Source organism: Ruegeria sp. CI8 (assembly GCF_056536865.1).
The window spans coordinates 1,020,066-1,033,511 of record NZ_JBQFQL010000001.1 but is presented as its reverse complement, the minus strand read 5'-3'; the positions used below and the strand labels follow the sequence as shown (position 1 = coordinate 1,033,511).

Sequence of the window (13,446 nt, the reverse complement as noted above, 5' to 3'; positions counted from 1 at the left end):
TTTGACTTGGGTCGCCCAACACGCCCGTTAGAGCGGCTCGATATCACCCAGCGCCCGCTGCGCATGGAACTCGGCCTGCCAGACCTCGAATGCACCGGCGGCGATGGCGTCCCGCATGCACTGCATGATCTCTTGGAAATAATGCAGATTGTGCCAGGTCAGCAGCATGCCCGAAATCATTTCGTTGGCCCGGAATACATGGTGCAGGTAGGCGCGCGAGTAATTCGAGCAGGCTGGGCACGTGCACTGTTCGTCCAGCGGACGCGGATCGTCGGCGTGGCGGGCGTTCTTGATGTTCACGACCCCGCGGCGGGTGAACACCTGCCCCGTCCGTCCCGAGCGCGACGGCAGCACACAATCCATCATGTCGATCCCGCGCGCCACGGCGCCCACGATGTCGTCGGGCTTGCCCACGCCCATCAGATAGCGCGGCTTATCGGTCGGCAGGAAATCAGGCGCATAGTCCAGACAGTCGAACATGGCCTCCTGCCCCTCGCCCACCGCGAGGCCACCAACGGCATATCCTTCGAACCCGATGGCCTTCAGCGCCTCGGCGCTTTCCTCGCGTAGGTCGCGCTCCAACCCGCCCTGCATGATCCCGAACAGCGCATGGCCGGGCCGATCGCCAAAGGCCTCGCGCGACCGTTCGGCCCATCGCATCGACAGGCGCATCGACTCGGCGATCCGGTCGCGGTCGGCAGGCAATGCGGGGCATTCGTCGAAACACATCACGATGTCCGACCCCAACAGGCGCTGGATCTCCATCGACCGCTCGGGTGTCAGCTCGTGTTTGGAACCGTCGATATGCGATTTGAAGGTCACGCCCTTCTCGGTCAGCTTGCGCAGACCCGCCAGGGACATCACCTGAAACCCGCCCGAGTCGGTCAGGATCGGGCGCTCCCAGTTCATGAATTTGTGCAGCCCGCCCAAACGGTCGATCCGTTCGGCCGTGGGCCGCAGCATCAGGTGATAGGTGTTGCCCAACAGGATGTCGGCGCCGGTCGCCCGCACGCTTTCGGGCATCATCGCCTTGACCGTCGCGGCGGTGCCCACGGGCATGAAGGCCGGCGTGCGCACCTCGCCCCGCGGCGTGTGGATCACGCCGGTGCGGGCTTTGCCGTCGGTGGCCTTCAATTCGAATGAGAAACGCTGGGTCATGTCATCGCCTCGGGTCGCTGAACCGGGCAGGCTTTGCCCGATCTGCCCGGCCATTGCAACCCGTCAAGGCAAGCTGGCAACCCTTTGCGTGAACAGGTCCACCACCTGCTGACCAACGACGTCACAGCACACCTGCAACGGTGGGCGAGACGGGTCCGGCCGGGTTGCCCCAACCTCGGGTCCCTCGGTTACCACCTTCAAACCTGTTTCTTGAATTTCGAACATCGCACGGTGCGAACAGGCGATAACGGCCGTCGAGTCATGAAGTCCGCAGCCGTCCAACCCGGCGACATCGCGGTAGAAACTCAGATAGAACTGAGAGATATCGTTTAGAAATCCACCCATTTCAGGCGCACGTCGTGCCAGTTCCTCGAAGTCAGCCGCGCGATAGAGCGTTTTCAGGGTCACATCCAGACCCACCAGAACCGTCGGAGCGGGCTGGGCAAACACCTCGTCTGCGGCTTTCGCATCGTGATAGATATTCGCCTCGGCGTGTTCGGTGATGTTGCCAGGACAGAAGACCGCACCGCCCATGATGACCAATTGGCCGATGTTCTGAGCGAAATCCGGATCCAGACGCATCGCATCGGCGATGTTGGTCAGCGGCCCAACCGCACAGACCGTCAAGTCCTTCTTGTGACGCCGGGCCATCTCAACCAGGAACTCGGCTGCGCTCAGGTCGTGGTTCGCGCCGATCTCGGGCACATCGACCAAATCGCCAAAACCTTCATCCCCATGCACGTGCTTTGAGGGCGTGTGTGCGTCAGCTTCCCATGGAAACGCTGCGCCCTGCGCCACAGGTATGTCCAACCCCAGCTTGTGAGCCAGAAACCGCGCGTTCCGGCTGGACTGCTGGACATGCGTATTGCCAAAGACCGTAGACAGGCCGATCAGGTCAATTTCCGGGGCGGCGGCGGCATATGCGATCGCCATGGCATCGTCGATGCCGGGGTCGGTGTCGATAATCAGTTTCATTTCGCCCCGATAGCGCAATCAACGGCGGATGCAAAGCAGTGACAACCCGAAATCTCCGTGCTTTGTCCCAATTACCTTGCATGGATATCCTGTTCGGTTCATTTCATAGCTGAGTTGAAATTCAGCCCTTCAATCCCCAAATGTATACCATCGTACACAAAAAATGAGGACAGAAATGACCGAAGACCAGATCATCGGACTGCTATCATCGAACATCATCTACCTGCTTGGGGCGGCTTTGGTCGTCGTCATCATCCTCAAGGGTATCAAGATCGTTCCACAATCCGAGAAATACGTGGTCGAACGGTTCGGACGCCTCCACTCTGTGCTGGGCCCCGGGATCAACTTTATCGTTCCTTTTCTAGACGTTGCACGCCACAAGATATCCATCTTGGAACGTCAGCTGCCCAATGCGACGCAGGATGCAATCACCAAGGACAACGTGTTGGTGCAGATCGATACTTCGGTCTTCTACCGTATCCTCGAGCCTGAAAAGACCGTCTACCGCATTCGGGACGTCGACGGCGCCATCGCAACGACCGTCGCTGGTATCGTGCGGGCTGAAATCGGCAAAATGGACCTGGACGAAGTTCAGTCAAATCGCGCGCAACTGATTGAACGCATTCAAGAAAGCGTCGAAACCGCAGTTGACGACTGGGGGATCGAGGTAACCCGCGCCGAAATTCTGGACGTAAACCTGGATCAGGCGACCCGCGACGCCATGCTTCAGCAGTTGAATGCCGAACGCGCACGTCGCGCTCAGGTAACCGAAGCCGAGGGCCAGAAACGCGCGGTCGAACTCCAGGCCGACGCCGAGCTGTATGCTGCGGAACAAGCCGCCAAGGCGCGTCGCGTTCAGGCGGACGCGGAAGCCTATGCAACCGGCGTCGTCGCAAAGGCCATCCAGGACAATGGGATCGAAGCCGCCCAGTATCAGGTTGCGCTGAAACAAGTTGAGGCATTGAATGCGATGGGCAAAAGCGGAGGCAGCCAGACGATTGTTGTGCCCGCAAATGCGCTCGAAGCGTTTGGCGACGCCTTCAAAATGCTCAAGGGAGGCAAATGATGGCAGATCCGTTCTGGCTGACGTGGTGGGTATGGCTGGCAGCCGCACTGGCGCTGGGCATTCTGGAAGTGGCGTTGCCGGGTTTCATCTTCCTTGGCTTCGCTATCGGCGCGGCTATCACCGGCATCCTTCTGGTCATCCCCGGCTTGACCCCGAACCTGCCTGTCCTGCTTTTAATCTTCGCCAGCTTGTCGTTGATCGCATGGCTCGTTCTGCGGCGCATGTTCGCGCTGCCACATGGGCAAGTCAGGACGTTTGACCACGACATCAACGACTGACCGGTGCGGCGCCCTGTAGCGGGGCGCCCTACCCCCTCTGGACGCTGCCTTCAGCTTTCCCTATATAATTGCTCAGGTAACAACCCGAGGCATTCATGACCCACCCCAGCGAACAGCTTGAAGGCACGCCCCTGATTGCGCCTTCGACCGTTGAGCACCCTCTGTACGAATCCGTGGTCGAGGCCTGCAGGACTGTCTATGACCCTGAAATTCCGGTCAATATCTATGACCTTGGACTGATCTACACGATCGACATCAGCAGCGACAACGCAGTCAAAGTCATCATGACCCTGACCGCTCCGGGCTGCCCGGTGGCCGGTGATATGCCAGGCTGGATCGTCGAGGCCATCGAGCCCGTTGCCGGGGTCAAGGAGGTGGATGTCGAACTGACCTGGGAACCACCCTGGGGCATGGAGATGATGTCCGACGAAGCCCGGCTGGAACTTGGCTTTATGTAAGCGCCTGCCGCGCTGAGCGCGCGGGAAACGTCACAAACCTGAAACCCAGCTGTCACGGATCGGTCGTCGAACCGTTACGTTGCTGCGTAACAAGTACAACGCGGGCTTCGCAGTCGGACCCGTCAGAGGAACTCGGCAACTCAAATATCGCCCCAGCAGTCAATGGCGACCACGTTGGAGCGTCTACCGCCCCCCTGCCGAGGCTCCGCAATACTGGGCCGCTCTTGCCCGAGAGCGGCCCTATTTTACTCGCTGAGGTGCACTCACTTCACGTTGCACTGTGCTTTGATCTCGGCGGCGCGGTCGTCCAGCTTTTTGACATAGTCACCCGACAGCATCTGCAACCGCTTCTGTTCTGTTCCAGAGATCAATCCAAGCAGCGCCCCGGCCGGCGTGATCGCGACCACACTTTCCGCCTGCTGATCCTCGGCATGTTTCTTTTCCGCCGCAATTGCACGCAGGTCGCCTTCGGCGGTCGAGCAATTCACCGGGTGCCGCTTGTGATCGCCTACTGCGTGAGCGGCACTGCCGGCCACCAGAAGAGCCAAAAACGCAACCTGCCGGCAAAAGCCAAACTTATTTGAAATCCGCAAACTCATCGAAACCCACCTTGTTCTGCTGTCAATTCGATCTCATCGGCAAACCCTGCCCTCTGCCCGTACGGTACGGTCAAAACCGGCGATGAGCAAACTTGTGGCTCTGCGCTCTCTTGAGCCCGGGCCCTCGGGGCCTTAGATTAGGTATAACGCGCGAAAATGGAGACGACGATGTTCGGCATTCCCGGCAAACAGGCCGTGACGATGACGCCCAAAGCTGCAGAGCAGATCCTCCGCCTGATGACGTCGGGTGGCCATGCCGGTCTGCGGATTGGCGTCAAGAAAGGTGGCTGCGCCGGTATGGAATATACCATGGAGTATGTCGATCAGCCGGACCCGCATGACGAAGTGGTCGAACAGGATGGGGCGCGGGTCATGATCGCTCCGATGGCTCAGATGTTTCTGTTCGGAACCGAGATCGACTACGAGGTTTCGCTGCTGGAATCCGGGTTCAAGTTCAAAAATCCCAATGTCGTCGATGCCTGCGGCTGCGGCGAGTCGATCAAGTTCGACGAAAACCTGGCCGAACAGCGCTGAGTTTCCTAAAGCCTGCAACTTTTGTTTTTGTGGACAAGTGAACTGCCGCCGGCACGGTCTGGTTGAGGCCACCCAGATCGATCCGTCGCGCGCCTCGCCAGCGCGCGGCCACCCAAGCGCAATTGTCAGACCTTGATCCGGGTGCTAACTGGATAGAAACGCACGAAAGATCACGGAGACCCCGCTATGCGACGCAGACTGGCAGCCGGAAACTGGAAAATGAACGGAACCGGAGCTGCTCTGTCCGAGTTGGACACGCTGAGTGCAACGCACCCTTCTCCGACGGTCGATATTCTGATCTGCCCTCCGGCAACTTTGATCCACCGGGCCGCACAAGCCGTGCAAGGCTCGGGCGTCGCCATCGGCGGACAGGATTGCCACGCCGAGGTTTCGGGCGCCCATACGGGTGATCTGAGCGCCGAGATGCTGAAAGACGCCGGCGCGACCAGCGTAATCGTCGGGCATTCGGAACGGCGCGAAGACCACGGCGAGAAAGACGACGATATCCGCGCCAAGGCCCGGGCGGCCATGAACGCGGGCCTGACCGCAATCATCTGCGTCGGCGAAAGCCTTGAACAGCGCGAAGCGGCCAATACGCTCGACATCATTGGCGGGCAGTTGTCCGGTTCGATCCCGGACCTTGCCACCGGAGAGAACCTCGTCGTGGCTTACGAACCGATCTGGGCCATCGGCACCGGCAAGGTTCCCACTTTGGAAGAAATCGGCGAAGTCCATGATTTCATTCGCGCCAGACTTGAACGGCGATTTGGCGAAGGTGTCGGCCGGTCGGTTCGTTTGCTCTATGGCGGTTCGGTCAAGCCGGACAACGCGGCGGAGATTTTCGGAGTGTCAAACGTAGACGGCGCGCTGGTCGGCGGTGCAAGCCTGAAGGCACGCGATTTCTCGGGCATCATTTCCGCGCTGGAACAGGCCTGACCGGTTCACGCACGCTCAGTCCGCGATGTCCTCGGCCCAAAGCTCGGGCTGTTCGGTCACGAACCTGCGCATAAGGGCAATGCAGTCCGGGTCTTCGGCCAAAACAACCTCGACCCCACGATCGCGCAGGAAGTCTTCGTTGCCGCCGAAGTTTTCCGTGTCACCGATGACCACGCGCGGGATTCCGAACTGAACAATCGTTCCGGCGCACATCATGCACGGAGACAGGGTGGTATACAGAACGGTATCTCGGTACGTCTTCTGCCGCCCGGCCTTGCGCAGCGCATCCATCTCGCCATGGGCGATCGGATCCCCCTGCTGAACCCTTTGGTTTCGGCCCCGCGAGATGATCGTGCCGTTCCGAGCCAATACAGATCCGATCGGGCAACCGCCCTCATTGAAACCGGCTTTGGCTTCTTGGTAGGCAACGCGCATCAGGCGCTTGTCGTCATCGGTCAGCATGTTGCGGCACTCGTTGGTTGCGGTGGTCAGGATGGTTCCAGCCTGCCCACCGCGGGTGCCTGCGTCAACAACGGGCCGGTCACGCAAGTTTCATTGCGACCATGCCGGACACGATCAGCGTCGCTGCGATGACACGCAGCGGGGTCAGTGCCTCGCCCAGAAACATCACACCAACCAAGAACGCACCGACCGCGCCAATACCCGTCCACAGCACGTAGGCGGTTCCCAGTGGCAAGGAACGCATGGCCAGGGCCAGCAAACCGAACGAACCGGCCATCGCGCCCCCCATGACAACGGTCGGCCAGAGCCGCGTGAACCCAGCAGACTGCTTCATGGCAACTGCCCAGACGATTTCCAGCAAACCGGCAAAAAGAAGAAAGATCCAGGACATCGGGACACCTCTATCAGCTTCGGGTCGTCCCGAATGATCACCCATGGTGGGGAGGTCGTCCTCGGTCAGTATGTGGGAAGAACCGGTGGTGAGTTCAAGCCCGGCCATTCAGCGTAGCGGCCCGTCAGATGCCAGCCGGCCGCGCAAAAGTGATCCGAACCGGTAGCCCGGTTCGGATCGAACGCAATGGTCTAGTTCGTAATGATCTCGGGGCCCATGAAGGTATTCGGCAACACCGTCGACAGCCACGGGATATACGTGATCATGATCAAGAAGACGAACAGAACGGCCAGGAACGGCAGTGCCGCGCGCACGACGGCCATCATCGGCATTCCCGCGACGCCCGACGTAACGAACAGGTTCAGACCGACCGGAGGCGTGATCATCCCGATTTCCATGTTCACCACCATGATGATGCCCAGATGGATCGGGTCGATGCCCAGTTCGATGGCAATCGGAAACACCAGCGGCGCCACGATAACCAGCAGGCCCGAGGGCTCCATGAACTGACCGCCGATCAGAAGGATCACGTTGACCACGATCAGAAAAGTGATCGGCCCCAGACCCGCCGACAGCATTGCGCCGGCAATGTGTTGCGGCACCTGCTCATCGGTCAGAACATGCTTGAGGATCAGCGCGTTGGCGATGACGAAAAGCAGGGTGACAGTCAGCTTGCCGGCCTCAAACAGCGTATGTTTGGTGTCGGGGTGGAAAAAGGCCGTGATCAGCGCCAGCGGCTTTTTCACAAGCGAGAGGTTTTGCTCACCATCCTGGGTGCTGAGTGGCCCCATGTCCTTGTAGACGAAGCTGGCGATGAAGAAGGCGTATACAGCCGCGACCGCCGCCGCTTCGGTCGGTGTGAAGATACCGCCATAGATGCCGCCAAGGATGATGACGATCAGAAACAGACCCCAACCGGCCTCGCGTGCCGACGCGAATATCTCGCCCCAGCCTTTCCAATCACCTTTCGGCAGGTTCTTGACCTTGGCCATCACATAGATTGTGACCATCAGCATGAACCCGGCCATGAGACCCGGAATGACACCGGCCAAGAACATCCTGCCGACCGAGACTTCGACCGCTGCCGCGTAGACAACCATGACGATCGACGGCGGGATCAGGATACCCAGCGTACCGGCGTTACAGATCACGCCCGCTGCGAATTCCTTGGAATAGCCGACCTGCCGCATACCGGCGATCACGATCGAACCGATCGCAACAACGGTGGCAGGGGACGATCCTGACAGCGCGGCGAACAGCATACATGCGAACACGCCCGCGATTGCCAGACCGCCAGGCAGGTGACCAACGCAGGCGATCGAGAACCGAATGATCCGCCGTGCCACCCCTCCGGTCGTCATGAAGGACGAGGCAAGGATGAAGAACGGGATGGCCAGCAGGGTAAAGTGGCCCTCGAACGCCTCGAACAGGGTTCCGGCAACCGAAGCCAGCGAGCTGTCCGAGTAGATCAGCAGAAACAGGGTCGAGCTCAGCCCTAGGGCGACCGCGATCGGAACGCCGATCAGCAGCAGGCCCACGACCATGGCAAAAAGTAGTACTACATCCATCAGTCGTGTTCTCCCTGAAGGGCCCGGACTTCTTCGATCTCGTCCTCAACCTCGTGGCTTGCGACAATACGGTCGGCCTCACCGCGCAGGATCTGCAGCCCGGCCTGGGCAAAGCGGATCACCAGCAGCAGCATCGACAGCGGCAGGACGAAATACGGCACGACCTTGGGCAGCTTCTCGTAGTACTCGCCATAGTTGATGAGGTCTTCGAGGAACCGTAGCGGCGCGACCATGGGAATGTCGTCCACCTCGTAGAAGCTCTGACTACGAGCGTCGAAATCAAAGCCCGTGGGGAACCAGCGTCCAGAGGTCGGAGGCAGGTCGGCAAAAACCGCCCAGTAGTCGTAGGACCCCTTCAGCAGCAGCAGCGAGAATACGAGGCAGCAGCCCACCGCGATCAGTGCCAATACCCTGCGCGGTGCTGGCGGCAGCATGTTCAGGATGGCGTCCACCCCCAGATGCGCGTGCTTCTTGACGGCGTAGGATGCCCCCAGCAATACCAGCCATCCGAAGGTGAATACGGTCAGCTCTAGCGCCCAAAGGATGTTGGAGTTGAAGACGAAACGCGCAATCACGTTGGCAAAGGTCACGGCCGTCATCAGGCCAAGAAGCAACGCGATCAGGGTTTCTTCGATTCGGTCGACCAGCCCACCGGGGCCGGTTTTCGCACCAGACATCTTTCTGTCCCCATTTTTGTTGATTTATCGAGGTGGCGGGCGCGATTGGCCCGCCTGGTATGTGCTCCGGCGGGCTTGCGACCGTCGGAGCACACCTGCGTGTCGGATCAGAACCCGGCGTTGATCGCCTGAGCGGCGTCGATCTTGTCCTGACCAACGTCACCGGAGAACTTGTCCCAAACCGGCTTCATCGCATCAACCCAAGCCTGACGCTGCTCGGGTGTCAGCTCGCGGATCGAGCCGCCCGCGTCGATGATGGCCTGCTTGGCCTTTTCGTTGACCGCAAACGCCTCTTTGTTGCGCTCTTCGGTCACCTCGGCCAGGATCGTCAGGAACTGCTCGCGCACTTCCGGATCGAGGCTGTCCAGCCAGTCGACCGAAGTCACGACCAGATAGTCGATGATGCCGTGGTTGGTTTCGGTGGTGCCATCCTGCACTTCGAAGAACTTCTTGCCGTAGATGTTCGACCAAGTGTTCTCCTGACCGTCCACAACGCCCTGCTGCAGAGCACCATAGACTTCCGAGAAGGCCATTTTCTGCGGGCTTCCGCCGATGGCTTCCATTTGCGCAACCAGCACGTCCGAAGACTGAACGCGGAATTTAAGGCCGTTGGCGTCCGAAGGATCGATCAGCGGTTTGTTCGCCGACATCTGCTTCATGCCGTTGTGCCAGAACGCCAGACCCTGCAGGCCGCGGCGCTGCATGCTGTCTTTCATGGCCTGGCCATCCGCCGAGGCCTGGAACGCATCAACCGCGTCGATGTTTTTGAACATGAACGGCAGGTCGAACAGACGGAACTGCTTGGTGAACTTCTCGAACTTCGACAGCGACGGGGCGGCCAGTTGCACGTCGCCCTGCAGCATCGCCTCGAGCACCTTGTCGTCGTTGTACAAGGTCGAGTTCGGATAGACCTCCATGCACATGACGCCGTTCATCTCGTCGTTCACGCGCTGCTCGAGCAGCGATGCGGCGATGCCCTTGGGGTGTTTGTCGGTGTTCGTCACATGCGCGAACTTGACGACGATCTCGCCATCGTCGCAGGCAGCGAAGCCCGCTGTTGCGGTAACGGAAAGCGCAAGCGCGGTGGCGGCTGTTGCCAGGAATTTCATCTGTCTTTTCCTCCCAGACTTCCAAAGAAACTTCCTTTGACATCCATGGGGATGCCGGATGCGCAAGAGTGAAACGAATCGACGGTCACCGTTCAACAATTCGAGAACGGCTGGTTGCAGACAGATTTTCTAAATAGTTTTCAGTAATTTAAATAGAACATCCGCAATGAGTATTTTGTTATCGCAGACATTTGTGCGGGAAACCGCACACCCAAATGCGCCACTGTGCGAAAATCCGCACATACATCGAATCATCGGGCGAATCGTTCCGCGTCAGCGCCGATAGTCTTCAGGGCGTATGCCGTAGCGGGCCAATTTGTCGTAAAACGTCTTACGCGGCAGTTTCAGGGACTTGGCCGCATCCGACGCCCTTCCGTTGTGACGACCCAAGGCCGCAATCAGCAACGAGCGCTCAACGCGCGCCATCTGTTCGTTCAGCCCAAGATCGGCGGCGGCGGCAACGTCCTCGGGCATCCCCAGAACAAAACGCATCGCAGCTGACATCAGTGAACGCGCGTTGCCGGGCCAGCCCCGCGCCATCAATGAAGCCAAGTGTTCGGAGGAGACATCCGGTGCCGCGATCCCGGCCTGCTCGGCCGCTTGGGCGACGTAGTGGCGAAAGATCACCGGGATGTCCTCGGGGCGCTCGGCCAAAGACGGTACGCGCACCCGCATCACGTCCAACCGATAGAACAAATCGGCGTTGAACCGACCCTCGGCCGCCATCTCGGCCAGATCCGCGGTTGTTCCGCCGATGATGCGGACGCCGGGCCCGTTTTCGATCATCTCCAGGGCCGCATATTGCGTCGCCTCGGGCATGGCCGAGACTTCATCCAGAAACAACGATCCGGCTGCCGCATCCTTGCATATCGCCTGCAGGGCATCCGCCCCCAGACCTGACGCCGGGCGCTTGACGAACGGCCCCTGCGCGCGTGGCGACATCAAATGGATGACTTCGGCGACTTTCGAAATACCGCTGCCCGGCGGTCCGGTGACCAGAACTTCGGCCTGAGTTGGGGCAACGCTGCGCACCCTGTTCCGCAATGCATCAGCCTGCGGTGACAATCCGAACAACAAACGGGCCGCAGGATCGCCCTTCTCCAATTCGCGCTTGGCTGCCCGGTGGTCCAATACCTGACTGCGCGCGGCAAACGCTCGGCTGAGAACCGCAAGCAGATCGGCGGCGGCGCAGGGCTTCTCAAGAAAGTCGAACGCGCCCTGCCCCATAGCCTGCACCGCCATCGGTATGTCGCCTTCGCCGGTCAGCAGAACGACCGGCAACTCCGAGTCGACCTCGCGGGCATAGGACAGAAGATGAAACCCATCCCGTCCCGGCATCCGAATATCCGAGACAATCGCACCTGGGAAATCTTCCCGGATATGGTCTTTGGCAGCCACAAACGATCCAGCGGGAATTACGGAATAGTCCGCAAGTTCCAGAGTCTGGGCCAGCGCCTCGCGCACGGCGGCGTCATCATCGACCAATAGAACCGTTCGGATCATGCCGCGGCTTCCTTCTCAAATGGTTCCAATTCGACGGTGAATTCTGCTCCGTCGGGCATGTTCGCGCCGCGTATCTCTCCTCCGAAACTCTGGACCAGACCGTATGAGATCGAAAGGCCAAGGCCCATTCCCTCGGATGAGCCAACGGTTTTGGTTGTGTAGAACGGCTCAAAAACGCGATCGGGATCCTGAATGCCCGGGCCGGTATCGCGCACCGCGACCATCAACCGCTCGCCACGGGTCAGCGTGATCGTTAGGCTTCGGGTTTCCCGACCGGTCATCGCGTCGGCGGCATTGGTGATCAGATTGACAAAGACCTGCACCAGCCGCACCTCTCCGCCCCAGGCAAAGACAGGTGCATTGGGCGGCTGCCAGATCAACGTGACCCCGTCCGAGCGCAACCGACCGTCAGTCAGTTCGACGGCCGTATTGAGCACCTGAACCAGATCGACCTTGCCCATCGGCTCGCTCTCATTGCGGGCAAAGGATCGCAAGTTCTTGATAATGCGTGCCATACGGGCAGCCATGTCCGAGATACGCCCCAGGTTTTCGCGGGCCTTTTCGGGCTTGCCCTGCGCCAGAAAGGCCGTGCCATTGTCGGCGTATTGCCGGATCGCCATCAGCGGCTGATTCAATTCGTGGCTGATGCCCGCCGACATTTTCCCCAGAGCGCTCAGCTTGCCGGCCTGAACCAGATCGTCCTGCGCGCGTTTCAACGCCGCTTCGGCCTCTTGCCGCTCGGCCACCTCGCGGCGCAGAGCCACGTTGGCGGCCGTCAAAGCGCGGGTCCGCTGGGCCACCCGGCTCTCCAGCACCGCATTGGCTTCGGCCAGAGTACGCCGCCGTTCGGTCGCCAGAAAAAGCAACGCGCCGAAGGCAAGGCAGATCGCTGCGACCGCAGCAGCCTGCAATCCGGCCAGACGTCGTGCCGGCGTCACATCCATCAAGACTTCGCCAGTCATTCCGATCACCGGCAGATCGCGGGTCAGGTGCAGGGCGCGATCCGGCAGGTACGGGCTCCAGCCGATCGACCATAGTTCGTGCGGGCCCATACGTGTAGACGAAAACGCGCCCGGCTTGCCATTAGCCGGCTGCAAGCCGATTTGCCCCGGCGGACGTTGCCAGAACAGCAGTTCGGACCGGTTGGAAATGAAGACCGAGCCAGCACGATCCACGAAGAACACCGCCTCGGTACTGCCGCGCCACGTGCTTTCAACGTCTTCGACATCCGCGATGACCATCAGGGCTCCGGTTACCTGACCATCTTCGGAAAACGCAGGCGCCGCATAGGAATAGATCCGGTTTCCAGTGTCGCGCAAAACCCCGTGCGAACTGCCAAGAGCGCCGTGTAGCGCGCGTTGAAACGCGGGTTGGTCGGCCATGTTGCCATTCACCACGTCCCGCGCAGCGGCCAGAACGCGCCCGGTCTTGTCCGCATAAAGAACATCCACAGCCGAGGTCTTGTCCGCGACCTCCAGCAAAAGCGCCTGCGCCGCCCACCGCCGGTCGCTGGTGTCCAACGCCCGCAGTGCCGGATGCTCGGCCATCAGAACCGCAAGTTCCTGATAGACCTGCAACTGCGTGCTCAGACGATCCGACGCCAACTCCAGATCGGCTTCGGCTTTCTCGCTAAGCTGAGAGAGCGCCTGCCGGTACCCATAAGACCAGACGGCCGCCGACAACAGCGCGACAGCGAACAGGAAACCAATCGTGACCCAAACCCTTTGCATGA

The 13,446-nt window shown here is 60.2% G+C and carries 15 protein-coding genes; 5 read left to right on the top strand and 10 right to left on the bottom strand.

From position 1 onward, the window contains the following. Positions 1–27: 27 nt before the first annotated feature. Both tgt and ACR0DA_RS05025 read right to left on the bottom strand, forming a co-directional pair. Positions 28–1,158: a tRNA guanosine(34) transglycosylase Tgt gene (gene tgt, locus ACR0DA_RS05030; RefSeq protein WP_170389955.1), complete on the bottom strand. Its 1,131-nt coding sequence runs from the start codon at positions 1,156–1,158 to the stop codon at positions 28–30. 63 nt (positions 1,159–1,221) lie between these two features. Next, positions 1,222–2,133, bottom strand: coding sequence for a nucleoside hydrolase (locus ACR0DA_RS05025; RefSeq protein ID WP_480753172.1), 912 nt, complete (start codon positions 2,131–2,133; stop codon positions 1,222–1,224). 175 nt (positions 2,134–2,308) lie between these two features. Here ACR0DA_RS05025 and ACR0DA_RS05020 point away from each other — a divergent pair, with 175 nt between their 5' ends. From ACR0DA_RS05020 to ACR0DA_RS05010, 3 genes are all read left to right on the top strand, one after another. Further along, entirely contained in the window at positions 2,309–3,199 is an 891-nt protein-coding gene (locus tag ACR0DA_RS05020; RefSeq protein WP_170338815.1) for an SPFH domain-containing protein, read from the top strand. Next, positions 3,199–3,477, top strand: coding sequence for an NfeD family protein (locus ACR0DA_RS05015; RefSeq protein WP_480753170.1), 279 nt, complete (start codon positions 3,199–3,201; stop codon positions 3,475–3,477). Before ACR0DA_RS05020 ends, ACR0DA_RS05015 begins: the two co-directional genes overlap by 1 nt. Before the next feature lie 95 nt (positions 3,478–3,572). Then, positions 3,573–3,935, top strand: coding sequence for an SUF system Fe-S cluster assembly protein (locus ACR0DA_RS05010; protein ID WP_170339389.1), 363 nt, complete (start codon positions 3,573–3,575; stop codon positions 3,933–3,935). Positions 3,936–4,198: 263 nt separating this feature from the next. On the opposite strand, the gene ACR0DA_RS05005 is transcribed toward ACR0DA_RS05010, so the two are convergent. Further along, positions 4,199–4,483: a hypothetical protein gene (locus tag ACR0DA_RS05005; protein WP_254437530.1), complete on the bottom strand. Its 285-nt coding sequence runs from the start codon at positions 4,481–4,483 to the stop codon at positions 4,199–4,201. 219 nt (positions 4,484–4,702) lie between these two features. Between ACR0DA_RS05005 and ACR0DA_RS05000 the strand changes: the two genes are divergently transcribed. Together ACR0DA_RS05000 and tpiA are read left to right on the top strand one after the other, a co-directional pair. After that, complete coding sequence (locus tag ACR0DA_RS05000) at positions 4,703–5,068, top strand: HesB/IscA family protein (protein WP_170338817.1); 366 nt, start codon at positions 4,703–4,705, stop codon at positions 5,066–5,068. Between the two features lie 186 nt (positions 5,069–5,254). Then, entirely contained in the window at positions 5,255–6,004 is a 750-nt protein-coding gene (gene tpiA / locus ACR0DA_RS04995) for a triose-phosphate isomerase (protein ID WP_480753168.1), read from the top strand. 15 nt (positions 6,005–6,019) lie between these two features. On the opposite strand, the gene ACR0DA_RS04990 is transcribed toward tpiA, so the two are convergent. From ACR0DA_RS04990 to ACR0DA_RS04960, 7 genes are all read right to left on the bottom strand, one after another. Further along, complete coding sequence (locus tag ACR0DA_RS04990) at positions 6,020–6,553, bottom strand: nucleoside deaminase (RefSeq protein WP_480753167.1); 534 nt, start codon at positions 6,551–6,553, stop codon at positions 6,020–6,022. After that, entirely contained in the window at positions 6,546–6,857 is a 312-nt protein-coding gene (locus tag ACR0DA_RS04985) for a DMT family transporter (RefSeq protein ID WP_170340063.1), read from the bottom strand. Before ACR0DA_RS04985 ends, ACR0DA_RS04990 begins: the two co-directional genes overlap by 8 nt. 191 nt (positions 6,858–7,048) lie before the next feature. Further along, on the bottom strand, positions 7,049–8,425 hold the full coding sequence (locus tag ACR0DA_RS04980) for a TRAP transporter large permease (RefSeq protein WP_170338824.1): 1,377 nt from the start codon (positions 8,423–8,425) through the stop codon (positions 7,049–7,051). Further along, complete coding sequence (locus ACR0DA_RS04975) at positions 8,425–9,102, bottom strand: TRAP transporter small permease (RefSeq protein ID WP_170338826.1); 678 nt, start codon at positions 9,100–9,102, stop codon at positions 8,425–8,427. The genes ACR0DA_RS04980 and ACR0DA_RS04975 overlap by 1 nt, the downstream gene beginning before the upstream one ends. A gap of 107 nt (positions 9,103–9,209) precedes the next feature. Continuing rightward, on the bottom strand, positions 9,210–10,211 hold the full coding sequence (locus tag ACR0DA_RS04970; protein ID WP_170357656.1) for a DctP family TRAP transporter solute-binding subunit: 1,002 nt from the start codon (positions 10,209–10,211) through the stop codon (positions 9,210–9,212). Between the two features lie 273 nt (positions 10,212–10,484). Then, positions 10,485–11,714 carry a sigma-54-dependent transcriptional regulator gene (locus tag ACR0DA_RS04965; protein WP_480753165.1) on the bottom strand — a complete coding sequence of 410 codons (1,230 nt, stop codon included), beginning with the start codon at positions 11,712–11,714 and terminating at the stop codon, positions 10,485–10,487. After that, positions 11,711–13,444 (bottom strand): sensor histidine kinase, encoded by a 1,734-nt coding sequence (locus tag ACR0DA_RS04960; protein WP_480753163.1) that lies wholly within the window; start codon positions 13,442–13,444, stop codon positions 11,711–11,713. The genes ACR0DA_RS04965 and ACR0DA_RS04960 overlap by 4 nt, the downstream gene beginning before the upstream one ends. Between the last annotated feature and the right edge of the window lie 2 nt (positions 13,445–13,446).

What these genes read in the sequence shown, in the direction of transcription:
- ACR0DA_RS05000 (WP_170338817.1), top strand. Translation starts at nt 4,703, where the DNA reads ATGTTCGGCATTCCCGGCAAACAGGCCGTGACGATGACGCCCAAAGCT.
- ACR0DA_RS05025 (WP_480753172.1), bottom strand. Translation starts at nt 2,133, where the DNA reads ATGAAACTGATTATCGACACCGACCCCGGCATCGACGATGCCATGGCG.
- tgt (WP_170389955.1), bottom strand. Translation starts at nt 1,158, where the DNA reads ATGACCCAGCGTTTCTCATTCGAATTGAAGGCCACCGACGGCAAAGCC.
- ACR0DA_RS05020 (WP_170338815.1), top strand. Translation starts at nt 2,309, where the DNA reads ATGACCGAAGACCAGATCATCGGACTGCTATCATCGAACATCATCTAC.
- ACR0DA_RS04960 (WP_480753163.1), bottom strand. Translation starts at nt 13,444, where the DNA reads ATGCAAAGGGTTTGGGTCACGATTGGTTTCCTGTTCGCTGTCGCGCTG.
- ACR0DA_RS04970 (WP_170357656.1), bottom strand. Translation starts at nt 10,211, where the DNA reads ATGAAATTCCTGGCAACAGCCGCCACCGCGCTTGCGCTTTCCGTTACC.
- ACR0DA_RS05010 (WP_170339389.1), top strand. Translation starts at nt 3,573, where the DNA reads ATGACCCACCCCAGCGAACAGCTTGAAGGCACGCCCCTGATTGCGCCT.
- ACR0DA_RS04975 (WP_170338826.1), bottom strand. Translation starts at nt 9,102, where the DNA reads ATGTCTGGTGCGAAAACCGGCCCCGGTGGGCTGGTCGACCGAATCGAA.
- ACR0DA_RS04980 (WP_170338824.1), bottom strand. Translation starts at nt 8,425, where the DNA reads ATGGATGTAGTACTACTTTTTGCCATGGTCGTGGGCCTGCTGCTGATC.
- ACR0DA_RS04985 (WP_170340063.1), bottom strand. Translation starts at nt 6,857, where the DNA reads ATGTCCTGGATCTTTCTTCTTTTTGCCGGTTTGCTGGAAATCGTCTGG.
- ACR0DA_RS05015 (WP_480753170.1), top strand. Translation starts at nt 3,199, where the DNA reads ATGGCAGATCCGTTCTGGCTGACGTGGTGGGTATGGCTGGCAGCCGCA.
- ACR0DA_RS04965 (WP_480753165.1), bottom strand. Translation starts at nt 11,714, where the DNA reads ATGATCCGAACGGTTCTATTGGTCGATGATGACGCCGCCGTGCGCGAG.
- tpiA (WP_480753168.1), top strand. Translation starts at nt 5,255, where the DNA reads ATGCGACGCAGACTGGCAGCCGGAAACTGGAAAATGAACGGAACCGGA.